Here is a 22,106-nt window from a genome sequence, read left to right as displayed (position 1 = left end):
GATTCGTCGCGGCACGGCCCCGCTTCCCGCCGCAACCTGTTGTTAACCAACAATGTTCGCTCTTTCTTATCCATTGCCGCCGACACTCCGGCCCAGCGGATTTTGCGATCCGGGACAGAACCCAGATCGAACCGCCAAACTGAGCCAGTTGTGCAGCCGGCGCCGGACGACTACCTTGTTCCAAGGCATGATGCCGTTCGAAATCGCCGAGAAAAGCCTTCATGAAGGTCGTTGAACGTTACATCATGCGCCGTGCTTTCGCGGTATTCGCGCTGGCGCTCGTCTGGACGCTGGCGATCGTCTGGACGACTCAGGTGCTCGCCCGCATCGACCTCGTCACCGATAGCGGTCAGTCGGCCCTCACCTTCTTCGAAGTCGCAGCGCTGATCATCCCGACGATCGTTCCGATCGTCGTGCCGTTCGCCCTGGTGGTCGCGGTCGCCCAGATCCTCAGCGTGATGAATTCGGATTCGGAGCTGGCCGTCATCAATGCCGCCGGCGCTTCACGCTGGACCATCGTCAGGCCGATCATGCTTCTGGCACTTGCAGCCAGCGTTTTTTCCTTCGCCGTCGACAATGGCGTCGACCCTTACGCACGGCAGAAGAACCGCGAGTTGATTGCGTCATCGCGTGCCGATCTGTTGTCGTTGATCATCCAGGAAGGCACCTTCCGCAAGATCGACGACGGCCTGTTCCTGCAGGTTGGCGAACGGCTTCCCGACAACCGCCTCGGCGGCATCTTCGTCGCCGATTCGCGCGAAGAAGGCGTCAATCTCATCTACTACGCCAAGACCGGCAGCATCATCGAACGCGGCGACGAGAAGGTGCTGATGATGAATGACGGCGTCATCCATCGCAAAACCATGACCGGCGACCTCTCGGTGATCCGGTTCACCTCCTACGCCTTCGACTTGTCCGCTTTCATGTCGGCATCATCTGACATCCTGCTTTTGCCGAAGGACCGGACGACCCAGTATCTGCTCAATCCCAGTCCGAACGACAAGATGTACCAGCAAAAGCCGAACAGGTACCTGGCCGAACTCAACCAGCGTTTTTCCGAGTGGTCCTATTCGCTCGTCTTCGCGCTGATCGCGCTCGCCGTTGCCGGAGATGCGCGCTCGCATCGCGAGGCGCGTGTGCACCCGCTGATCACGGCAATCGCGATCGCGCTGTTCGTGCGCTGGCTCGGGTTCTTTGCCGCCGGCAAGGCCGACAAGGTGCCGCAATATGCCTATATGGTCTACGGCGTCCCGATCGTGGCATCGGCGATCGCCATCTGGTTCATTGTTTCCAACCGGACCATGGAACTGCCGGTTGCCTGGGCCGATTGGATAACCAATCTTGCCGGCCGCTTCAGTGACGGCTGGAGCGCCATCAAGCTCCGTTTTGCCGGGCGTGGCGCATCCGGACAGGGAGCCGGCTGATGGGCTGGACTCTGGGTCGGTACTTCTTCTTTCGCTATGTGACGATCACCATCTGGTTCTTCATCGGCCTCTTGGCGCTGGTGTTCCTGATCGATTTCACCGAGCTTTCCGGCCGCACGACCGGCGTGCCGGGCTTCACCTACGCAACTGCGTTCGCCATTTCGGGGCTCAGGATGCCGATGATCATGCTGCAGACGGTGCCGTTCGTCGGCCTGTTCTCGGCGATGGCGACGTTGGTGTCGCTCAACCGCAAATACGAATTGGTCATTGCCCGTTCCGCCGGGGTTTCCGCATGGCAATTCCTGCTGCCGTGCTGCATCGGGGCGCTGCTGTTTGGAGCCTTGTCGGTCGGCGTCATCAATCCGGTAGCCGCGCACGCCTATTCCTGGTCCGAGGAGATCGAGACCCAGCTCCGTTCGGGCAAGTCGAACAGCGTCTCGGCCGATGCTGCGCCCTGGATCAGGCAGAAAACCAACGCCGGCGACACCATCATCGGCGCGCGCGCCATTCTCAATCAAGGCCTGGAGATGGCCGACGCGGTCTTCTTCAGCTTCAGCCCGCAAGGCGACATCATCGAGCGCAAGGATGCGGCGCGCGCCTTCTTGCGGGACGGCTACTGGGAATTGCAGGACGTCAAGGTGTTCCGGGACGGTACCATCCAGTCGTTACCCAGCGATCGGCTGCCGACCAATCTCAAGCCGGAATTCGTGCAAGAGCGGTTGGCGCGCCCTGAGACCATTCCCTTCTACGATCTGCCCGGCAAGATCGAAGTGGCCCGCTCCTTCGGCCTCAAGGCAAATGCCTTCGCCATGCAGTTCAATTCCCTGATTGCGCTGCCGTTCCTGCTTGTCGCGATGACGCTGATTGCGGCAACGGTATCAATGCGATTTGCGAGGATGGGGCAGTCGGCAACGATGATTCTGGGTGGCATCGTGGCCGGGTTTCTGCTTTATGTCGTTTCGGTGCTGGTCAAGGCATTCGGCGTAGCGGGATTCGTACCCACGGCCGTAGCGGCTTGGGTCCCGGTTGTCGTGGCTATGTTCTTCGGGGTGACATTCCTGCTATACAAGGAAGACGGCTAGTGAGGGAGGCGGTTTTGCGCAGCCATAGGCACGCCGGTTTGGCACGCCTCTCTGCGGCGAGCGCCTTGGCATGCCTGCTTGCCAGCGCCGCCCCGGTTGCTCCGGCTTTCGCCCAGGACGTCAGTGAGCTGGCAACGAAGGTTCCGAGCGGCACGCAGATGCTGCTGGCAGCCGATACGCTGGTCTACGACAACGACAAGCAGACCGTGACGGCCGTCGGCGGCGTCCAGATCGACTACGGCGGCAACCGTCTCGTCGCCCAGCGGGTCGAATACAACCGCAACACCAAACGCCTCGTCGCCAGCGGCAATGTCGAACTCGTCAATAGCGACGGCACCAAAATCTATTCGCAGCATGCCGACATCACTGACGATTTCGCCGACGGCTTCGTCAACGCGCTGCGGGTCGAGACCATAGACAAGGCGTATTTCGCCGCCGAAAGCGCGGAGCGCATGGGCGGCGTGCTGACGACGTTCCACAATGGCGTCTACACCGCCTGCGAGCCGTGCGAGGACAAGCCCGACAAAGCGCCGACCTGGCGTATCAAGGCCAGGAAGATCATCTGGAACGGCGAGAAGAAGACGGTTCGCTTCGAGAATTCGAATTTCGAGTTCTTCGGCTTTCCGCTGGCCTATCTGCCGGCTTTCGAGATCGCCGACCCAACGGTCAAGCGCAAGAGCGGCTTCCTGATCCCCGGCGTCGCCTACAAGAGCGATCTCGGCGTCGGTGTTAAAGTCCCCTATTATTTCGCGCTCTCGCCGACCTACGATCTCACTGTCACTGGCAGCGGCTATACCAAGCAAGGTTTCCTCGGTGAGGCCGAGTGGAGGCAGCGCTTCAACAACGGTCAGTACAGCCTGAAGATTGCGGGCATCCGGCAGGAGAATCCCGACGCCTTCATCGACGACAATGGCCACAACGTGAATTCGGGTACCGAAGGCGACCCGAACAGGTTCCGCGGCATGATGGGCACCCAGGGCCAGTTCGCCATCAACCCGCGCTGGGACTTCGGCTGGGACATCCTGCTGCAGAGCGATAAGAATTTCTCGCGCACCTACGACATCGATGGCTTCAACGATAGCGTGCACCGCTCCGACGTGTACCTGACGGGGCTCAACGATCGCAATTACTTCGACGTGCGCGCCATGCACTTTGAGGTTCAGGAAGACACGCTCGCCAGCGATCCGACTGCACGCGCCGCCAAGCAGCCCTGGGTGCTGCCCTCGCTCGACTACGCCTATATCCCCGACACGCCGGTGGCCGGCGGGCAGCTGTCGTTCGACGTCAACGCGCGGGTCATTGACCGCGACAGGCTCGATACGGCTCTTGCAAATTCGGGCATCCCTTCGTCCGTCAACAACGTCCGCGGCATCGACGGTCAATCCGGGCGCCTTACCGCGGAAGCCGAATGGAAGCGCACCTTCACCACCGATGGCGGGCTGCTGCTGACACCGCTTCTGGCGCTGCGGGGCGACGCCGGCTACGTCAACGCCTCCTCGGCCTCGCTCGACGCCGTCAACCAGATGGCGACCAATCTCGGCGTCGAGGACGATATGCGTTCATCGCTTGCCCGCTACATGGCGACCGCCGGCCTTGAGATGCGCTGGCCGGTGCTGTTTTCGATGACCAGTTCCAGCCATGTCTTCGAACCGATGGCGCAGGTATTCATGCGTCCGAACGAGCAATATGTCGGCGGGCTGGCGGTCCCCAACGAGGACGCCCAGAGCTTCGTCTTCGACGCCACGACGCTGTTCGAGCGCGACAAATTCTCGGGCTATGACCGCATGGAAGGCGGCACACGCGCCAATGTCGGGCTGCGCTATTCCGGCGCATATGACAATGGCTGGGGCACCAATGCGGTGTTCGGCCAATCCTACCAGCTGGGCGGCCAGAACTCGTTCGGCACGCCGGACCTGGTCAATGTCGGCGCCTATTCAGGCCTTGAAACTGCAACCTCCGACTATGTCGGCCTTGTCGGCTTCAACAGCCCCAGCGGGTTTTCCGGCTCGGTCAGCGGCCGTTTCGACGAGCAAAGCTTCGAGATCCGCCGCGCTGAGGTAAAGGCCGCCTTTTCAGGCCTGCCGGTATCGCTGAGCGCCAAATACGCCTTCATCCAGGCGCAGCCACTCTATGGCTTCTCAACCGATCGCCATGAGGTTACGCTCGGCGCCTCGACACATCTTGCCGAGAATTGGCGCGTCTTTGGCACCGGCACATATGATCTGGAGCAGAGCGTTCTGGTCAAGGACGGGGTCGGCTTTGCCTATAGTGATTCGTGCTTTACCTATTTGATGACGTTTTCGGAAAGACGTGACCTGAACACCAAGGAAGTATCGCAGAACGTCGGCTTCAACCTGTCGTTCCGCACGCTCGGCGATTTCGGCTCGTCGCAACGCTCCATCGACACCATTCAATAACGGGCAGCGGTCGGCAACGGGGCGGCTGGCGGACGACATTGTTTCGCCGCATAGAGCAGGCACGAATTTTGACGGCCTGAACTGGGATAGGTTCGGCTGAATCGGGATGGAATTGGGATGCTTTCGATGAGGAAATACCTCTTTTCGGCAGGGTTCGCGCTGCTGGTGGCGTTCTCGACCACCGCGGTGACACGGCCAGTTTTCGCCACCGAGATCAAATACGTCGTCAACAATATACCGATCACCACCGGCGACATCCAGCATCGGGCCGCTTTCCTGCGCCTGCAGCACAGAAAGGGCGATGCCGGCCAGGAAATGATCGACCAGACGCTGCGCCTGGCCGAAGCCCGGCGGCTCGGCATCCGCATCAGCGACGAGCAGGTCGATGCCGCTTATCAGCGTTTCGCCACCAGCAACAAGATGCCGCTCAAGCAGCTTGACGGCGCGATGGCGCAATCCGGCGTCACCAAGGAGCATTTCAAGGACTTTATCCGGGCGCAGATGGCCTGGAACCAGGCGCTGACGGCGCGTCACCGTTCTAGCGACGGCGGCGGCGCCATGAGCGAGCAGGACCTCGTCAAGCGCATGCTCGAAAAAGGCGGCAGCAAACCGAGCGCCACAGAGTACATGCTGCAGCAGGTCATCTTCGTGGTGCCGGCGGCCGAGCGCAGCGCGACGCTGGCCAAGCGCAAACGCGAAGCCGACGCTATGCGCGCCCGCTTCAACGGCTGCAACACCACGCGCGAATTCGCCAAGGGCCTGATCGATGTCACCGTTCGCGATCTCGGCCGGGTGCTGGCGCCGCAATTGCCGGCGGACTGGGCCGAGCAGATAAAGGCTACAAAGGTCGGCGGCGCCACCACGACGCGCGAAACCGACCGCGGTGTCGAATTCATCGGCATCTGCTCGTCGCGCGAAGTGTCAGACGACAAAGCCGCGCAGATGGTGTTCCAGAGTGAAGGTTCGAGCGACAAGAACGCCGACGAACTCTCGAAGAAATATGTCGAGGAGTTGCGGAAGAAAGCCCGCATAATCGAGCGCTGAAGTCGACGCGCCGTGGCTGACGCAGAGCTTCCGCTGGCGTTGAGCGTCGGCGATCCGTCCGGCGTGGGGCCGGACATCGCCATCGCTGCTTGGCAGGCCCGCGAAAGCGCTGGCGTTCCGTCATTTTATCTCCTTGCCGATCCGGCACTGATTGCCGCGCGAGCGCACAGGCTCGGCACCGATATCGCGATTGCCGAGACGACGCCGGCGTTAGCGCCGGGGGTGTTTTCGCGCGCGCTGCCGGTGGTGGCGCTTGCTGCCCGTTTCGTCGACAGTCCCGGCCGCCCGGATCCAGCCGACGCCGCCGGCATCATCGAGGCGATCGACCGCGCAGTTGCCGACTGCCTGGCCGGCCGCGCCGCCGCAGTCGTCACCTGCCCCATTGCCAAGAAGCCGCTCTACGACGCCGGCTTTCGCTTTCCCGGCCACACCGAATATCTGGCGCATCTGGCATCGCTTCACACCGGCACCGAAGTGATACCGGTGATGCTGCTTGCCGGACCGGACCTGCGCACCGTGCCGGTCACCATCCACATCGCGCTGGCCGAGGTGCCGAAAGCGCTGACCACGGACCTTATCGTCGCCACCGGCCGCATCACCGCCGCCGACCTTGCGAACCGCTTCGGAATTGCCAAGCCGCGGCTCGCCATTGCCGGCCTCAACCCGCATGCCGGCGAAGGCGGCACCATGGGCACCGAAGACGAGCGGATCGTGCGCCCGGCGGTCGACCGGCTGAGGCAGGAAGGGATCGACGCCTTCGGGCCGTTGCCGGCCGACACGCTGTTTCATGCTCGCGCCCGCGCCGGCTACGACGTGGCGCTCTGTATGTATCACGACCAGGCGCTGATCCCGGCCAAGGCGCTGGCGTTTGACGAGGCGGTCAACGTCACACTCGGCCTGCCCTTCGTCCGCACCTCGCCCGACCACGGCACCGCCTTCGACATCGCCGGCAAGGGCATCGCCCGTGCCGGCAGCCTGATTGCAGCGCTGAAACTCGCTCGCGTTCTTGCCGATACCGGGAAAAGGCCGTAGGCCCTGAGCCCAATCAGCCATATTCGATGGCCTTAACCCGATGAGCCCGCCTGATGAGCCCAGCCCGATGAGCATAGACGGCCTGCCGCCACTGCGCGAGGTGATCGAGCGCCATGGGCTGCAGGCGAAAAAGGCGCTGGGCCAGAATTTTCTGCTCGACCTTAACCTGACAAGCAAGATTGCGCGAACCGCCGGCGACCTGAGCGACGTTACGGTTATCGAGGTCGGTCCCGGTCCGGGCGGGCTGACCCGGGCCCTGCTCCTCAACGGCGCCCGGCGGGTCGTCGCCATCGAGCGCGACGAGCGCTGCCTGGCGGCCTTGGCCGAGATCTCGAACCACTATCCGGGCCGGCTAGAGATCGTAGCCGGCGATGCGCTGAAAGCCGATTTTGCAGCGCTTGCTAAAGGGGAAAGCGGCGGGCCGGCGAAAATCGTCGCCAACCTGCCCTACAATATCGGCACCGAATTGCTGATCCGCTGGCTGACCGTTACCGAGTGGCCGCCCTTCTACACATCGATGACACTGATGTTCCAGCGCGAGGTCGCCGAACGCATTGCAGCCAGCCCCGGCAGCGATGCCTATGGTCGGCTCGGCGTGCTGGCAGGCTGGCGGACGGAGGCGAGGATTGCCTTCGACGTGCCGCCGCAGGCGTTCACGCCGCCACCCAAGGTGACGTCCTCGGTCGTGCATCTGGTGCCGCGCGCCAGCCCCTTGCCGGCAGAGGTGAAACGGCTCAGCCGCGTCACCGAAGCGGCGTTTGGCCAGCGCCGGAAAATGCTGCGGCAGAGCGTGAAAAGCCTCGGCGGCGAGGCGCTGCTTGCCCGTGCCGGCATCGATCCGACCAGGCGCGCCGAGACGCTGAGCGTCGAGGAGTTCGTTCGCCTGACCAACGCGGTGTGATGCCGGGACGCGTCTGCGTGGAATTTCCGCTCTCACGGCATAGATAGCCGGACAAACCTGCCCGGAGACAAGCAATGGCCGCCTATGTCATTTCCGACGTCACGATCCGCGACGCAGAGGCGATCGAAGCTTATCGCATCCGCGCGGCTGCCTCCATCGCCCAGCACGGCGGGCGCTATCTGGTACGCGGTGGCAAGGTGGAAATGTTGGAAGGCGACTGGTCTCCCGGGCCGCTGATCATCGTCGAATTCCCCGACATGGACACGGCGCGGCGCTGGTATCGCTCGGCCGAATACGCCGCTGCATTGGAGCTGCGCGACGCCGCGCTCAGCCGCAATCTGATGCTGGTCGAGGGGATAGCGCGTTGATCAATCCGTCTTCTCGTCAAGCAGCCCCGAGACGAAATCGAACAGGCCGGGCCGGCGATCGCGTCTGAGCCGTTCGGCGGTGACGATGCCGCGCACCTCGGCGAAAGCGCGGTCGAGATCGTCGTTGACGATGACGAAATCATATTCCTTCCAGTGCTCGATCTCGTTGCGGGCGTTCTTGAGCCGCGTCTCGATCACCGCTTCCTGGTCCTCGGCGCGACGCTTCAGCCGCGCCTTCAATTCCTTCATCGATGGCGGCAGGATGAATATCGAGACGATGTCGGCGCGCATCTTCTCCTTGAGCTGCTGAGCGCCTTGCCAGTCGATGTCGAACAGCATGTCGCGGCCTTCGGCCAGCGCCTGTTCAGCCGGCTCGCGCGGTGTCGCGTAGCAATTGCCGTGCACCTCCGCCCATTCGAGCAGCGCATCGGAATCGCGCAGCCGCTCGAACTCGCGCATGGTACGGAAGTGGTAATGGACGCCCTCGATCTCGCTGCCGCGGCGTGGCCGCGTGGTGACCGAGACCGACAATTCCAGGCTGGAATCGCTCTCCAGCAGATTGCGCGCAATCGTCGACTTGCCGGCGCCTGACGGCGACGACAAGACCAGCATCAGCCCGCGGCGCCGAATGCGGGAACCCACATCCCTAGCGGTCATGGGGCTTGGCAGTCATGTGGCTTGGCATCGGGATCATTCCAGATTCTGGACCTGTTCGCGAAACTGGTCGACGACCGCCTTCAGTTCCAGCCCGATGGCGGTGACCGCGGCAGCATTCGACTTGGAACACAGCGTATTCGATTCGCGGTTGAATTCCTGTGCCAGGAAATCGAGCTTGCGGCCGATGGCGCCGCCGCCGCCGAGCAGCGCCCGGCCTGACGCCACATGTGTCTTCAGCCGGTCGATCTCCTCGCGTATGTCGGCCTTGGTGGCCAGGAACGCCGCTTCCATATGCAGCCGGCTGGCGTCCAGGTTGGCAGACGCGTCCATCAACAGGCGGATCTGCTCGGCGAGCCTTTCGCGGATCGTGGCCGGTTCGCGTGATGGATCGGCCTCGGCCCGCAGCGTCAGCGCCTCGATGGCATCGATATGGCCGGACAGCAGGGAACGAAGTGCCGCACCTTCGCCCTGGCGCGCCTGGTGCAGCCCGTTCAGTGCTGCTTCCAGCGCCGACAGTATTGCGGTATCGAGCGCACTGCGCGCCTCTTCGGTTTCGATGGTTTCGGGAATGTCGAGGACGCCGCGCAGCGCAAGCAGGCCGTCGGCCGCCGCAGGGGCTACTCCGAACTGCTCCTGCAGCCGCTTGGCCAAGCCCGCCAGATCCTTCAGGAAAGCCTCGTTGACCACGGGTTGCGCTTGCGCGCCGGCGGCGCGGCCAATGGTCAGCGTCATCTGGAAATTGCCGCGCGCAAAACGCTTCTGCACCGTCTGCCGGACGGCCGGCTCCAACCGGTCGAAACCTTGCGGCAGCCGCAGCCTGACCTCGACGCTTTTGCCGTTGACGGACTTGGCTTCCCAGGCAATCGAAGTGCCGTCGTGTTCGGCGACACTGCGCGCAAAACCGGTCATGCTCTGCAAGTTCATGTAGCCGTGCGTCCCTTTGCCGAATGCCCCTCAAGCCGGAGCGATTTTCTCCGGACAGGACCATGTGAATTTCAATGCCATGGCAGCCCTTGCACATCCACCCGGATATGCACAGGGCCAAACTGATGGCGTCCGGCCCTACTGGGCGGCGGTGGGGCCTGCATCGTCAACGATGGCTCCCGCCGGCGTGTCGGCTCCGGTATTGGTTGCTCCGGCCTTGGCGGCGTCCTGCGCCTGCTTTTTCAGCAGTGCCCGGTAGCGAGCGACATTCTCGTTATGCTCATCGAGCGTCGAGGCAAAGACGTGCCCGCCGCTGCCGTCGGCGACGAAGTAGAGATCGCTGGTCTTCGACGGATTGGCGACAGCCTCCAGCGCCGCACGGCCGGGATTGGCGATCGGCGTCGGCGGTAACCCGTTGATCAGATAGGTGTTGTAGGGCGTCGGCTTCTGGATGTCCGACTGATAGATCGGGCGGTCGATGGGTTTGCCTTTGCCGCCGAACAGGCCGTAGATGATGGTCGGGTCCGACTGCAGCCGCATACCCTTGGCCAGCCGGTTGAGGAAGACGGCGGCTACGCGCGAGCGTTCATCGCCCTTGCCGGTCTCCTTCTCGACGATAGAGGCCAGGGTGACAAAATCCTCAACGTTGGCGATCGGCAGATCCGGCGCTCGGCGTTGCCAGACCTCGTCGACCAGCTTCTTCTGGTCGGCCAGAAGCTTGTCGACCATCTGCTGGCGTGTTGCGCCGCGGGTGAAACGCAGCGTGTCGGTGGCGAGGCTGCCCTCAGGTGGAGTGGTCGACGGCATATCGCCGGTCAGCGCGTCCTGCTCGGCGATCCGTTGCAGCGCCTGCTCGACCGTCAGCCCCTCGGGGATGGTCAGCGAATACATCACCGACTTGCCGCTCTTCAGCAGTTCCATGATATCGTGCATCGACGCCTGCGGCTTGATCTCGTATTCGCCGGCCTTCAGGGCGGAATCATTGCCGAAGGCGCGCACGCCAAGGCGGAAAATGCGGGCGTCGCTGATCAGCCCTCGCCGCTCAAGCTGGTCGGCGATCTCCTGGACGCCGCTATTCGGCTTGACCAGGAAAGTGTCGCCATTGGCCGACGGGCCGGGCTCGTTGAACTCCTGCTTGCCGAAATACAGCGCAACGCCTGCCGCCAGCACCATCAGCATCACCGAAGAGATGACGAAGTTCATGAACACGACGAACTGGCTGCGCGAGGCACGCGAGCGCTTCGGCGGCGGCGTGCCGGCCTCGGGCCGCAACGCCTCGCTGGCCGTCTTCGGCACGATCGGGCCGGGCGTGGGCGTTGCTGGCCGTTGCCCGAATTCCCCGTTATCGGCCGGATTTGTGTTCATAGCGCCCTACCATTTGATCTTGCGACGAATCCCCTCGGGCAGAGTAGGGGCGAATATGGCAAAATTGACGGCAGACGGAAACCGGCAGAGCGGTCAGCCATTGTAGCGCTGGAAGACGAGCGAGGCGTTGGTGCCACCGAAGCCGAAGGAGTTGGACAGCGCCACGTCTATCTGCCGGGCCCGCGGCTTGTGCGGCACCAGGTCGATCGCCGTTTCGCGCTCCGGATTGTCAAGATTGATGGTCGGCGGCGCGATGTTGTCGCGAATGGCGAGGATCGAAAAGATCGCCTCGGCAGCACCAGCCGCGCCCAGCAGGTGGCCAATCGACGATTTGGTCGACGACATCGATATCTTCGAGGCGGCGTTGCCGACCAGCCGCTCGACGGCGCCGAGTTCGATCGTATCGGCCATGGTCGAGGTGCCGTGCGCGTTGATGTAGTCGACATCGGCCGGCGTCAGCTTCGCCCGGTTCAGCGCCGCGGTCATGCAACGGAAAGCGCCGTCGCCGTCCTCGGCAGGCGCGGTGATGTGATAGGCGTCGCCGGTCAGACCGTAGCCGGTGACCTCGGCATAGATCTTGGCGCCGCGGGCCTTGGCGTGTTCGAGCTCCTCGAGCACGACAACACCGGCGCCCTCGCCCATGACGAAGCCGTCGCGATCGCGATCATAGGGGCGTGAGGCCGTTTGTGGCGCATCGTTGCGCTCGGTGGAGAGCGCGCGGCAAGCGGCGAACCCGGCGACCGACAGTCTCGTCACCGGCGCTTCGGCGCCGCCTGCGACCATCACGTCGGCATCGCCCCAGATGATCAGCCGGGCGGCATCGCCGATGGCGTGCGCACCGGTCGAGCAAGCGGTGACGACGGCATGGTTGGGGCCTTTCAGCCCATGCCGGATCGAGACCTGACCGGAGACGAGGTTGATGATCTGGCCAGGGATGAAGAATGGGCTGATGCGGCGCGGACCGCGTTCCTTGAGGATCATCGCATTCTCGGCGATGCCTTCGATGCCGCCGATGCCCGAACCGATCAGCACGCCCGTGGCGCACTGTTCCTCATGCGTCTTCGGCTGCCAGCCGGAATCCTTGAGTGCCTCGTCGGCGGCCGCGATCCCGTACAGAATGAAGTCGCCGATCTTGCGCAGTTCCTTCGGCTCGAGAACGGCTTCAGGATTGAAAGTGGCATTGGAGCCGTCACCGCGCGGAATGACGTGGGCGACCTTGCAGGCAAGATCTTCCACCTCGAATTCGGTGATGCGCTTGGCTGCGCTGCGGCCGGTCAGAAGCTCCTTCCAGCTGTGCTCGAAGCCCATGCCGAACGGCGAAAGCAGCCCAAGGCCCGTGACGACGACACGCCTCATCGCAGGTCCTCCCCGGTGATGACTGCAAATAGCGTCAGGCGGAGGCCTTGTCGATGTATTTCACCGCATCGCCAACAGTCAGGATGGTCTCGGCGGCGTCGTCCGGGATTTCGACACCGAACTCTTCTTCGAACGCCATGACAAGTTCGACCGTGTCGAGGCTGTCCGCGCCCAGATCATCGATGAAGCTCGCCTGCTCCGTCACCTTGTCGGCATCGACGCCAAGGTGCTCGATGACGATCTTCTTGACGCGCTCTGCGGTGTCACTCATTTGGGCATCCTCGTCTTTTGGTTGTCTGTCTTCGTTAGCGGGCAGAATGCCGCTAATCAAGCTGAAAGATGGTCCTGCCGGAAACGCAGCGGAACAGGACCGGTTTTTGCCCGAACCGCCGGGTTGCGGGCGGCATTACACGAAAAATCCCGTGCATCCAAGACGGAATGAAGCGTTTTCCCAAGTGTTAGATCATTGCCATGCCGCCATTCACATGAATGGTCTGGCCGGTGACGTAGGCTGCCTCGTTGGAAGCGAGGTAGGCGACGGCTGAGGCGACTTCGGCGCCCGTGCCCATGCGCCGGGTCGGGATCGCCGCCATGATCGCCTCTTTCTGTTTGTCGTTGAGCTTGGCGGTCATCGCCGATTCGATGAAGCCCGGGGCGACGCAGTTGACGGTGATATTGCGGGTGGCGATCTCCTGCGCCAGCGATTTGGAAAAGCCGATCATACCGGCTTTGGAGGCGCAATAGTTGGTCTGGCCGGGATTACCCATGACGCCAACCACTGAAGTGATGTTGATGATGCGGCCATGGCGGCGCCGCATCATCGGATGGGTAAGCTCGCGGGTCAGCCGGAACACGGCGGTCAGGTTGACCTCGAGCACGCTATCCCAGTCGGCGTCAGCCATGCGCACGAACAACCCGTCCTTGGTGATGCCGGCATTGTTGACGAGGATGTCGACGCCTTCGAGGTCAGCTTCCGCCTTCTGGCCGAGCGCCTTGACGTCGTCGCGGTTGGAAAGATTGGCCGGGAAAAGCTTGACCCGGTCGCCCAGTTCGGCGGCCAGCGCCTCCAATTTCTCTATACGTGTGCCATGCAGGCCGACGATGGCGCCCTGGCCGTGCAGCACGCGGGCGATCGCCTCGCCTATACCTCCCGATGCGCCGGTGACGAGCGCCTTGCGGCCGGTCAATTCGAACATGCTTTATCCTCTTCCCAAATCGTACTGGCCAATCATACGGGCCGGTGAGTTCGGCTATCTGTAAACGTTGCCGCGGTGGCCTATGGTTACCACCAGAATGACGAGCCGGTTATCCTGCACATCGCAAATGATGCGATAATCCCCGACGCGATATCTCCAAAAGGTTGCGAGCGGGCCCTTCAGCGGTTTGCCGAGTTCACGCGGGTTGTCGAGAACGGCAATGCGGTTTTCAATAAAATCACGGATACGGTGACGTGTCTGCGGATCCAGTTTTTCGACAAATTTTCGCGCCGAGTGGGCGTATTCAAGCGTCCAGGCCACGCCAGAAGTCCTCGGCTCTCATGACGTCTTCTTCACCACGCCTGATCCGCTCAACGACTTCGGCAGCCAGGTAGTAATCCTCCAAGTCCTCCAGACCACGTTCAATGAGCTCGCGCAGATAGTAGGCCTTGCTGCGACCAGTCTTGGCCGCGAGAAAATCCAGGCGCTGCTCGACTTCAGGAGAAAGGCGGATCGATGTGGGCATGCCGCACCTTGTTGCGATACATGTATTCATGTAGCGGCAAGCACTGATGAATTCAAGCTACGTGGTCACCCAAGGCGGCAAGTGCCGTCTCGACCTCCGCCGCCGATCCGATGCTGCTGGTGGCAATGTCGCGGTTGATGCGGCGGGCCAGCCCCGACAGCACCTTGCCGGCGCCCACTTCGTAAAGCGTCACAACGCCGTTGCTGCCGAACCACTCCACCGTTTCGCGCCAGCGCACGCGCCCGATCACCTGTTCGACGAGTCGGCGGGCGATCTCGTCGGGATCGCTCGTCGGGGTCACCGTAAGATTGGAGACCAGCGGCACGACCGGCGCACTCTTCGTCACGGCGGCCAGCGCCTCCCGCATGATCTCGGCCGCAGGCTTCATCAATGCCGAATGGAAGGGCGCCGAGACCTGCAGCATCAGCGCCCGCTTGGCGCCCTTCTCCGTGCATAGCCTCGCCGCCAGTTCGACCGCTGGCCTGGCGCCGGAGATCACCAGCTGGCCGCCGCCATTGTCATTGGCGATCTGGCAAACCAAGGCTTGTGCGGGATCTTTGGCGGCGCCCTGGGCGGCCTCTGCGCAAGCAGCTTCGACGTCGGCCTGTTCCAGCCCGATGATCGCCGCCATGGCGCCCTCGCCGGCCGGCACAGCCGCCTGCATGGCATTGCCGCGGATGCGCAACAGCCGGGCGGCGTCGGCGACCGAAACGAAACCTGCGGCCGCAAGTGCCGAATATTCGCCGAGCGAGTGGCCGGCGACATAGGTGACCTTGCCGTTCAGGGAGAAGCCGCGCGCCTCCAGCGCCCGGATTGCGGCAAGCGACACCGCCATCAGCGCCGGCTGGGCGTTGGCGGTCAGCGTCAGCGTCTCTTCCGGGCCTTCCCAGATCAGCTTCGATAGGTTTTCGCCGAGCGCGTCGTCAACTTCCTCGAAGATCCGCCGCGATTCCACAAAGGTATCGGCGAGGTCCTTGCCCATGCCGACAGCCTGGCTGCCCTGCCCCGGAAAGGTGAATGCGATGGCCATCGGCGGCTCCCAGCTGCTGGTTCACGTTGCCTGTGACGCAAGGCGTGCGGCCAAGTCAAGTCCAACCTTGATCGCGTAATATCGGCCGAGTGCCTGTTTCGGCAGGCTTTTTGGCGATCACTCATGATGAAAACCGCTCACGATTTGTTTGCTGGCTCTTCTTATTTCCGCCACAGGCGCTAGGCTTTGCGTGACAGTTCGATGACAATCGAGTGACGCTTTTGTTGCGGGCCGGGGAACTATTGAAGTGGCAAAGACCAAGCAGAGCGCAGCCGAGGCGGCGCCCCAGTTTCTTGAAGGCGATCCGTCGACCGGCTATCTGCCGGCGCGCAAATGGCCTGTCATCCGCTATGGCCTTATCAGCTTGCTGGCTGCGGCCATCCTTGTGTTTGCCATCGAACTGATCGTGCGCGGCAACTTTGCCGGCACCATTGATTTCTTTCTGCAGCCTTTCAAACCCGGCTGGACCACGATCATCATTTTTGCGCTGATCCTCATCGGCCTCGACGCCGTGCTCGGCCGCAGTCATCAGAGCCTGATGATCGTCGCGCCGCTGACATTGTCGCTGGCGTTCGTCGGCCACCAGAAGTCGCTGTATCTCGGCGATCCGCTCTATCCGACGGATTTCCTTTATTCCCGGCAGATCGTGGCACTGATGCCGCTTCTGGTACGCGATCGCCCGGGAACCGCCATTGCCCTGGCGATCGGCATCGTCGGCGGGCTGTCGCTGCTCGTCTATGGCTGGCGGCTATGGCGCCGCCGCGTTCCGGCGCTCAGCCACAAGGGCCGCCTTGCCCGGCTGACGCTGACAGTACCGCTGATCGCCTTCTTCGTTTCCATCATGGACTATGCCACTTTCTCGTGGACGCGCGACCGGCTGCAGATCATCCCGATCATGTGGGACCAGAAGGAAAACTATGCCTCAAACGGTTTTGCGCTCGCCTTCGCGCTTAACGTTCCGATGGCGCATGTCTCGGCGCCGCCCGGCTATTCCGACAAGGCGATCGAAGCGATCGGCAAACCGCAGGTGACCGCCTCGGTACCTGCCGAGAAGCCCGACATCATCGTCGTCATGAGCGAATCCTTCTGGGATCCGACCAAGCTGCCTGGCGTCACCATCACACCCGACCCTATCCCCAATGTGCGGGCACTGCGCACGGGTTACATGTTCTCGCCCGAGTTCGGCGGCATGACGGCCAACATCGAGTTCGAGGCCCTGACCGGCTTTTCCAACGCCTTCCTGCCGGCGGGCAGCATTCCCTACCAGCAATATGTGCGGACACCGACTCCCTCGCTGGCGACCTTCCTGAAAAGTCAGGGCTACCGGGCGCGCGCCATCCATCCCGGCACCAATTGGTTCTGGAACCGGGGGGCCGTCTATGCCGATTTCGGCTTCAACGACTTCAAGTCCGAGGAGACGTTGCCGCCCATGCAGAAGCGCGGACCGCTCGCGTCGGACGCTGCGATGACCGACGAGATCATCCACGAAGCCGATACCAGCGCCGAGCCGGTGTTCTTTTTCGCCGTCAGCCTGCAGAACCACGGGCCGTATGAGCCGTCTCGCTATAACAATCCGACCCACAAGGTGCAGGCGCCGATCAGCCAATGGGCCCGTGAATCGCTGTTGAGCTATGCCGAAGGCTCTTCCGACGCGGACCGCGGCCTCGAGCGGCTGATCGAATGGGCGAAGAAACGCGAGCGGCCGACCGTCATCGCGTTCTTCGGCGACCATCTGCCGCCGCTTGGGCCGGTCTACGTCGAGACCGGCTTCCTGAAGGACAATGTTGCGCCGCGCAAGGAGGCAGCCGACCAGATGCTGCTGCACCACCAGACGCCGCTGATCGTCTGGTCGAATCGCAGCGGCCCGGCCGAGGATCTAGGCGCCGTCAGCCCGTCCTTCCTGCCCTACCATATCCTGAAGACAGCCGGCATCAGCCATCCCTATTACACCGGCTTCCTCGGACAGTTGCGAGAGCGCTACCGCGTTATCGACCGCAATTTGCTTTTGGCACCGGGGGGCGACGCCACCCCCGATTGGTCGCGTCAGAAAGAGATCGATCCGGCAATCCGCGACTTCCGTCTGCTGCAATACGACATGATGTTCGGCAAGCGCCATGCGGCGCCCGATTTCTTCCCCGAAACCACGGGCAAAGTGGCTGCACACACGAGTTGAGCAGCGGCGGCGGGAGAGCGGCCGACGTCGTTCAGTTCGTCAAGTGCAGCTGCGAAATCGAGCTTCCGATTTTCAGGAAGACGCTTTCGAGCTGACTGACGTCGTTGGTCGGGTAATAATCCGACGGCGACGATGCGCAGGCCTCGTAGAGCTTGCGGTTGGCTGCGGTGTCGGCCTGCAGCAGCACTGTGAAGATCTGCACGTCCTGCTTCTTCAATGTGTTGCATACATTGGTTGTCCAATCGTCGACATTGCGCGCAGCCGCGGTCTGGTCGCTGGATCCAAACCGACCCGAGGCCAGGAATCCGTAGGAGCCATAGTCCGACTTCTGTGGCGTATCCTTCGCGCCATAGACAACATTCTCGCCGTCGGTGAGCAGCAGCACCGTTTTGGTCGTGCCTGACGCCCTGAACGGCGCGCCGTCGCTTCCAGGCCGGATCGTAGTCCTCGCCCTTGACGTTGACGGCGGTGACGAACGGCACCACCGCGACACGTACGCTGCGCGTCGGCGACTTCGCCGCTTCGAGCATATCGATCAGGGCCGTCGCCGCCGTCCGCAATGCGCCGATGCGATCGTTGCTGGCCATCGACCCGGTATTGTCGAGCACCAGCACGACTTCGAGCTGATTGGTCGATTCGACGGCGCCGGCATCGACGGTGATGCGCTTGTCGTTGCCGAACAGGAAGGCGAAGTTCAAATTGACGTCCGCCGTGGCGACAGCCTTGGTCTGGATGTAATTGAGGCCCCTTTCCACGGTAAGCGTCGCTTCGGCGTTCCTCAACTCGCTGTGGCCGGCGACATTGGTCTGGAAGTAGCGGTCGAAGACGTCCTTGCGCGAAGCCTCGATGTCGCCGAGATGCGAAGATGCAAGGTTCGCGGCATCGAGTGCATTCTGCAAGCTGACCTTGGCCCTCATCAAGGTGGACACGTCCACGGCAAAGGCGACGGCGGTCAGAACCGCAGGCAGCCCGAACGCCAGCATCAGGGCAAAGTTGCCGCTCTTCGAACGGCAGAATTTGTCGAAAAGCATTTTTGTCCCCAAACCGCCTTGGTGCCGAACTCGCGCAGACTGTTTGCTTTTGCATCTGCATGATGAACGACGGGTTGCCGCCACGCCCGCCGGTGCTGGAACTTCGCATGGTGGTTAAGGTCCGGTTTCAGGAATCCGTAAGCCTTGCCGTCGAGACCCGTGGCGCTCTGGGACGGTAGGGCCGTTTGCTCCGTCGTTTGGCCTTGCTTTGCGGTCAAATTCCTGTATAGACGCCCGCAATCTGCCGGTCCTTGCTGGGGGCTGAACGGAGGGCCGGAGGTTTTTCGAAACCTTCGCGTGAAGCCAGAAGCGCTTCCGCCTCCCGTGTCTCCGCTCTCGACCGTCTCGTCATGCTCCTTTCTTCCCCGCCTTCGCAAGGATTGCGGGTCAGAGAAGTTGCAGAGGCTTTTGCCGCCGGGAACCGGGAGAGAAACGAAGAAAGGCACGAACACTATGGCTCTATACGAACATGTGTTTCTTGCTCGGCAGGACCTCTCGCAGCAGCAGGTCGATGCGCTTGTCGAACAGTACAAGGGCGTCATCACCGCGAATGGCGGGTCCGTCGGCCGGGTCGAGAACTGGGGACTGAAGTCCCTCACCTACCGGGTCAACAAGAACCGGAAGGCATATTATACACTCATGGACATCACCTGCCCGCCGGCCGCGCTCAACGAGATGGAGCGCCAGATGGGCCTGTCCGAGGACGTGCTGCGTTTCCTGACCATCAAGGTCGATGCGCATGAGGAAGGTCCGTCGGCAATGATGCAGAAGCGCGAAGAGCGCTCGGAACGCGGCGGCTTCGGCGACCGCGACCGTGGCGATCGTGGCCCGCGCTCATTCGGCGACCGCGATCGCGGTGACCGTGGTGATCGTCCGCCGCGCAGCTTCGGGGATGGCGGTGCCGATCGTGGCCCGCGCCGTCCGCGCGAAGGCTTTGAAGGAGCCGCAGAATAATGGTCGACATCAACCAGATCCCAACCCGGCGCCCCTTCCACCGTCGCCGCAAGACCTGCCCGTTCTCCGGCGCCAATGCGCCGAAGATCGACTACAAGGACGTGCGGCTTCTGCAGCGCTACATCTCCGAGCGCGGCAAGATCGTTCCATCGCGTATCACCGCCGTCAGCCAGAAGAAGCAGCGCGAGCTCGCCAAGGCGATCAAGCGCGCCCGCTTCCTCGGCCTGCTGCCCTACGTAGTCCGCTAACACTGATTAGTTGACCATGATCTTATCCGAAAATCGGTTTCCACTTTTCGGGATCATGGTCTAGCCAGCGGGCGGTTCGCCGCCCGCTTTTCACCGGCCACGACGGGCGTAGCCGGATCGAACACCAAATCCCGGGTTGGATTTCAACAAGAGATCCTAACTGCCGCGACAGGCAGGACAGCGACACAGGCGACGACGCCCCAGCTTCCTGACCTGTTCCAGACAACTCGGCGCCGATCCTGAGGACAGCGCCCAAGCGAAGGAACAAAACCATGGAAGTCATTCTTCTCGAACGCGTTTCCCGCCTCGGCCAGATGGGCGATACCGTCAAGGTCAAGGACGGGTTTGCCCGCAATTTCCTGCTGCCGCAAGGCAAGGCGCTGCGCGCCAACGAAACTAACAAGAAGAAGTTCGAGGGACAGCGGGCCCAGCTTGAAGCCCGCAACCTGGAGCGCAAGTCCGAAGCCGCGCAGATTGCAGAAAAGCTCGACGGCAAGAGCTTCATCGCCGTGCGCTCGGCCGGCGAAACCGGTCAGCTTTATGGTTCGGTCTCGACGCGCGACATCGCCGAGCTGGTGACGGCGGAAGGTTTTTCGGTCAACCGCAACCAGATCCTTCTCAACCAGCCAATCAAGACCATCGGCGTCACCAATGTGGCGATCGCGCTGCACCCGGAAGTCGAGGTTACCATCACGCTCAACATTGCCCGCACGGCCGACGAAGCCGAGCGCCAGGCCAAGGGCGAAACACTGACCACCGCCGAAGCCATCTACGGCGAGGACATCAACGATAATGCGCGGCCGGAAAACTTCTTCGATCCGAATGCGGAGTTCGAAGGCGGCGAAGACAACGGCTGATCGTCATTCGTCGGCATTCGCCGGCTAATCGCTATTCTGGACCAATGCCCGGGCCTCGTACCCGGGCATTTTTATGCCAAATGGAACTTTTCGAACCCCTATATCTTGATGCAGAATAGGACAGCATGTCTGGCCGAGAGGGGACAATTGGTCATGAATATTCTGCTGAAACGCGTTCTCGACCGCCTGGTCCGCACAGGCAATCTCAAGGTGACAGGGCCGCAAGGCTCGATGGTGACTTTCGGTGACGGCAGCGGCGAGCCGGTGCACATGCACATCAAGACAAGGCATGCCGAGCGCGCAATAACCTTCGATCCGATGCTGGCGGTGCCGGAAGCCTACATGGACGGTGAACTCGACATTCTTGAGGGCGGCGTGCTGGGAGTGATGCGGATTGCCTTCCAGAACATGGGCAGCGGCGGTATCGATGCCACCTGGTCGAAGGCGATCGAAGGTCTGCGCCACGCCTTCCGGCGCCTGCAGCAGATCAACACGGCGTCGCGGGCGCGCCGCAACGTGCAGCGCCATTACGATCTGTCGGGCGACCTCTACCGCCTCTTCCTCGATGAGGACATGCAATATTCCTGCGCCTATTTCGAGCAGCCGGACATGACGCTCGATGAGGCACAAGCGGCCAAGAAGCGCCATATCGCCGCCAAGCTCAGGCTGAAGGCCGGCCAGACGGTTCTTGATATCGGCTCCGGCTGGGGTGGGCTTGGGCTCTATCTAGCCAAGGCGTTCGACGTCGACGTACAGGGCGTGACGCTGTCGACCGAGCAGCACGGCGTCGCCACCGACCGCGCCCATGCGCAAGGCCTGCAAAACCGGGTGCATTTCGACATCAAGGACTATCGCGAACTCAATGAACGTTTCGACCGCATCGTCTCCGTCGGCATGTTCGAGCATGTCGGGGTCAATCATTTCCGCACCTTCTTCGACAAGTCGGCGACGCTGCTGAAGCCGGACGGCGTCATGCTGCTGCACACGATCGGCCGCTCCGGCGTGCCGTGGGCAACCAGCGCCTTCATCCGCAAGTACATCTTCCCGGGCGGCTACATCCCGTCGCTATCCGAAGTGATGCCGGCCATCGAAAAATCGGGGCTCGTCGTCACCGACATCGAGGTTCTGCGGCTGCATTATGCCGAGACGCTGAAGCATTGGGGCGAGCGCTTCGCGGCCAACCGCGACAAGGCCAGGGCGATTTATGACGAGCGCTTCTGCCGCATGTGGGAGTTCTATCTTGCCGCCTCGGAAGCTGCCTTCCGCTGGCAGGATCTGGTGATCTTCCAGATCCAGATTGCCAAGAAGAACGACACGCTGCCGATGACGCGCGACTACATGGCCAGTTGCGAGAAGGCGCTGGAGATGCGCGATCTTGGACGTCGCGAAAAGGCTCCGGTGGCCAAGCCCACTCGCCGCCGCAAGGTGGCGGATCCGGAGTAGACTGCCGGCATCACGCCATCGCCACTTGCCATTGCCGGCCGGCACGCTGAAAAGGGTCCCGTCAAACGCGGGATCTTT

The 22,106-nt window shown here is 62.4% G+C and carries 21 protein-coding genes and 1 pseudogene; 12 read left to right on the top strand and 10 right to left on the bottom strand.

What is annotated here, in order from left to right; genetic code table 11:
* Positions 1 to 221 precede the first annotated feature (221 nt).
* The 7 genes from lptF to NKI08_RS17370 all read left to right on the top strand — a co-directional run bounded on the left by lptF (position 222) and on the right by NKI08_RS17370 (position 8,268).
* Complete coding sequence (gene lptF, locus NKI08_RS17400; protein WP_352471099.1) at positions 222 to 1,424, top strand: LPS export ABC transporter permease LptF; 1,203 nt, start codon at positions 222 to 224, stop codon at positions 1,422 to 1,424.
* Entirely contained in the window at positions 1,421 to 2,506 is a 1,086-nt protein-coding gene (gene lptG, locus NKI08_RS17395) for an LPS export ABC transporter permease LptG (protein WP_023677695.1), read from the top strand. Before lptF ends, lptG begins: the two co-directional genes overlap by 4 nt.
* Positions 2,506 to 4,923, top strand: coding sequence for an LPS-assembly protein LptD (locus NKI08_RS17390; RefSeq protein ID WP_352453232.1), 2,418 nt, complete (start codon positions 2,506 to 2,508; stop codon positions 4,921 to 4,923). Before lptG ends, NKI08_RS17390 begins: the two co-directional genes overlap by 1 nt.
* Before the next feature lie 117 nt (positions 4,924 to 5,040).
* On the top strand, positions 5,041 to 5,967 hold the full coding sequence (locus NKI08_RS17385; protein WP_352453231.1) for a peptidylprolyl isomerase: 927 nt from the start codon (positions 5,041 to 5,043) through the stop codon (positions 5,965 to 5,967).
* Between the two features lie 12 nt (positions 5,968 to 5,979).
* A complete protein-coding gene (gene pdxA / locus NKI08_RS17380) occupies positions 5,980 to 6,999 on the top strand; it encodes a 4-hydroxythreonine-4-phosphate dehydrogenase PdxA (protein ID WP_352771088.1) in 1,020 nt (339 codons plus the stop codon).
* 67 nt (positions 7,000 to 7,066) lie between these two features.
* Positions 7,067 to 7,900, top strand: coding sequence for a 16S rRNA (adenine(1518)-N(6)/adenine(1519)-N(6))-dimethyltransferase RsmA (gene rsmA / locus NKI08_RS17375; protein ID WP_352771086.1), 834 nt, complete (start codon positions 7,067 to 7,069; stop codon positions 7,898 to 7,900).
* 74 nt (positions 7,901 to 7,974) lie between these two features.
* Positions 7,975 to 8,268 carry a DUF1330 domain-containing protein gene (locus NKI08_RS17370; protein WP_352501853.1) on the top strand — a complete coding sequence of 98 codons (294 nt, stop codon included), beginning with the start codon at positions 7,975 to 7,977 and terminating at the stop codon, positions 8,266 to 8,268.
* On the opposite strand, the gene gmk is transcribed toward NKI08_RS17370, so the two are convergent.
* The 9 genes from gmk to fabD all read right to left on the bottom strand — a co-directional run bounded on the left by gmk (position 8,269) and on the right by fabD (position 15,322).
* Positions 8,269 to 8,925 carry a guanylate kinase gene (gene gmk, locus NKI08_RS17365; protein WP_023677701.1) on the bottom strand — a complete coding sequence of 219 codons (657 nt, stop codon included), beginning with the start codon at positions 8,923 to 8,925 and terminating at the stop codon, positions 8,269 to 8,271.
* Positions 8,926 to 8,958: 33 nt separating this feature from the next.
* Entirely contained in the window at positions 8,959 to 9,849 is an 891-nt protein-coding gene (locus tag NKI08_RS17360) for a YicC/YloC family endoribonuclease (protein WP_352471095.1), read from the bottom strand.
* A 138-nt stretch (positions 9,850 to 9,987) separates the two neighbouring features.
* Positions 9,988 to 11,214 (bottom strand): endolytic transglycosylase MltG, encoded by a 1,227-nt coding sequence (gene mltG / locus NKI08_RS17355; protein WP_352471094.1) that lies wholly within the window; start codon positions 11,212 to 11,214, stop codon positions 9,988 to 9,990.
* A 93-nt stretch (positions 11,215 to 11,307) separates the two neighbouring features.
* Positions 11,308 to 12,570: a beta-ketoacyl-ACP synthase II gene (gene fabF, locus NKI08_RS17350; RefSeq protein ID WP_352454402.1), complete on the bottom strand. Its 1,263-nt coding sequence runs from the start codon at positions 12,568 to 12,570 to the stop codon at positions 11,308 to 11,310.
* A gap of 34 nt (positions 12,571 to 12,604) precedes the next feature.
* Entirely contained in the window at positions 12,605 to 12,841 is a 237-nt protein-coding gene (locus NKI08_RS17345; RefSeq protein ID WP_006203723.1) for an acyl carrier protein, read from the bottom strand.
* Positions 12,842 to 13,028: 187 nt separating this feature from the next.
* Positions 13,029 to 13,766, bottom strand: coding sequence for a 3-oxoacyl-[acyl-carrier-protein] reductase (gene fabG, locus NKI08_RS17340; RefSeq protein ID WP_352471093.1), 738 nt, complete (start codon positions 13,764 to 13,766; stop codon positions 13,029 to 13,031).
* 54 nt (positions 13,767 to 13,820) lie between these two features.
* Positions 13,821 to 14,087, bottom strand: a complete 267-nt coding sequence (locus NKI08_RS17335; RefSeq protein WP_352471092.1) for a type II toxin-antitoxin system RelE family toxin — start codon at positions 14,085 to 14,087, stop codon at positions 13,821 to 13,823.
* A complete protein-coding gene (gene relB / locus NKI08_RS17330) occupies positions 14,071 to 14,292 on the bottom strand; it encodes a type II toxin-antitoxin system RelB family antitoxin (protein WP_352467166.1) in 222 nt (73 codons plus the stop codon). Before relB ends, NKI08_RS17335 begins: the two co-directional genes overlap by 17 nt.
* Positions 14,293 to 14,344: 52 nt before the next feature.
* On the bottom strand, positions 14,345 to 15,322 hold the full coding sequence (gene fabD / locus NKI08_RS17325; RefSeq protein WP_352771082.1) for an ACP S-malonyltransferase: 978 nt from the start codon (positions 15,320 to 15,322) through the stop codon (positions 14,345 to 14,347).
* Positions 15,323 to 15,569: 247 nt separating this feature from the next.
* Between fabD and NKI08_RS17320 the strand changes: the two genes are divergently transcribed.
* Positions 15,570 to 17,495 (top strand): LTA synthase family protein, encoded by a 1,926-nt coding sequence (locus NKI08_RS17320; protein WP_352771080.1) that lies wholly within the window; start codon positions 15,570 to 15,572, stop codon positions 17,493 to 17,495.
* Positions 17,496 to 18,421: 926 nt separating this feature from the next.
* Here the strand turns inward: NKI08_RS17320 and NKI08_RS17315 are convergent.
* A pseudogene (locus NKI08_RS17315) lies at positions 18,422 to 18,478 on the bottom strand (hypothetical protein); the annotation flags it as partial.
* Positions 18,479 to 18,979: 501 nt separating this feature from the next.
* Here NKI08_RS17315 and rpsF point away from each other — a divergent pair.
* The 4 genes from rpsF (at position 18,980) to NKI08_RS17295 (ending at position 22,028) form a co-directional block, all read left to right on the top strand.
* Positions 18,980 to 19,480 (top strand): 30S ribosomal protein S6, encoded by a 501-nt coding sequence (gene rpsF / locus NKI08_RS17310; RefSeq protein ID WP_292663863.1) that lies wholly within the window; start codon positions 18,980 to 18,982, stop codon positions 19,478 to 19,480.
* Positions 19,480 to 19,728 carry a 30S ribosomal protein S18 gene (gene rpsR, locus NKI08_RS17305; protein WP_006203718.1) on the top strand — a complete coding sequence of 83 codons (249 nt, stop codon included), beginning with the start codon at positions 19,480 to 19,482 and terminating at the stop codon, positions 19,726 to 19,728. Before rpsF ends, rpsR begins: the two co-directional genes overlap by 1 nt.
* A 272-nt stretch (positions 19,729 to 20,000) precedes the next feature.
* Positions 20,001 to 20,585, top strand: coding sequence for a 50S ribosomal protein L9 (gene rplI, locus NKI08_RS17300; protein ID WP_352542730.1), 585 nt, complete (start codon positions 20,001 to 20,003; stop codon positions 20,583 to 20,585).
* 153 nt (positions 20,586 to 20,738) lie between these two features.
* Positions 20,739 to 22,028, top strand: coding sequence for a cyclopropane fatty acid synthase (locus NKI08_RS17295; protein ID WP_352471088.1), 1,290 nt, complete (start codon positions 20,739 to 20,741; stop codon positions 22,026 to 22,028).
* The last annotated feature ends 78 nt before the right edge of the window (positions 22,029 to 22,106 follow it).

Source organism: Mesorhizobium sp. M0768, from assembly GCF_040320195.1.
Lineage (GTDB): Bacteria > Pseudomonadota > Alphaproteobacteria > Rhizobiales > Rhizobiaceae > Mesorhizobium.
This window is presented reverse-complemented; position numbering and strand designations above follow the sequence as displayed.

Bases quoted from the DNA above. Each gene is read 5' to 3' on its own strand.
- NKI08_RS17385 (WP_352453231.1), top strand. From the start codon at position 5,041: ATGCTTTCGATGAGGAAATACCTCTTTTCGGCAGGGTTCGCGCTGCTG.
- fabG (WP_352471093.1), bottom strand. From the start codon at position 13,766: ATGTTCGAATTGACCGGCCGCAAGGCGCTCGTCACCGGCGCATCGGGA.
- rplI (WP_352542730.1), top strand. From the start codon at position 20,001: ATGGAAGTCATTCTTCTCGAACGCGTTTCCCGCCTCGGCCAGATGGGC.
- NKI08_RS17370 (WP_352501853.1), top strand. From the start codon at position 7,975: ATGGCCGCCTATGTCATTTCCGACGTCACGATCCGCGACGCAGAGGCG.
- rpsR (WP_006203718.1), top strand. From the start codon at position 19,480: ATGGTCGACATCAACCAGATCCCAACCCGGCGCCCCTTCCACCGTCGC.
- NKI08_RS17295 (WP_352471088.1), top strand. From the start codon at position 20,739: ATGAATATTCTGCTGAAACGCGTTCTCGACCGCCTGGTCCGCACAGGC.
- mltG (WP_352471094.1), bottom strand. From the start codon at position 11,214: ATGAACACAAATCCGGCCGATAACGGGGAATTCGGGCAACGGCCAGCA.
- NKI08_RS17360 (WP_352471095.1), bottom strand. From the start codon at position 9,849: ATGAACTTGCAGAGCATGACCGGTTTTGCGCGCAGTGTCGCCGAACAC.
- relB (WP_352467166.1), bottom strand. From the start codon at position 14,292: ATGCCCACATCGATCCGCCTTTCTCCTGAAGTCGAGCAGCGCCTGGAT.
- rpsF (WP_292663863.1), top strand. From the start codon at position 18,980: ATGGCTCTATACGAACATGTGTTTCTTGCTCGGCAGGACCTCTCGCAG.
- rsmA (WP_352771086.1), top strand. From the start codon at position 7,067: ATGAGCATAGACGGCCTGCCGCCACTGCGCGAGGTGATCGAGCGCCAT.
- fabF (WP_352454402.1), bottom strand. From the start codon at position 12,570: ATGAGGCGTGTCGTCGTCACGGGCCTTGGGCTGCTTTCGCCGTTCGGC.
- NKI08_RS17345 (WP_006203723.1), bottom strand. From the start codon at position 12,841: ATGAGTGACACCGCAGAGCGCGTCAAGAAGATCGTCATCGAGCACCTT.
- fabD (WP_352771082.1), bottom strand. From the start codon at position 15,322: ATGGCCATCGCATTCACCTTTCCGGGGCAGGGCAGCCAGGCTGTCGGC.
- gmk (WP_023677701.1), bottom strand. From the start codon at position 8,925: ATGACCGCTAGGGATGTGGGTTCCCGCATTCGGCGCCGCGGGCTGATG.
- lptF (WP_352471099.1), top strand. From the start codon at position 222: ATGAAGGTCGTTGAACGTTACATCATGCGCCGTGCTTTCGCGGTATTC.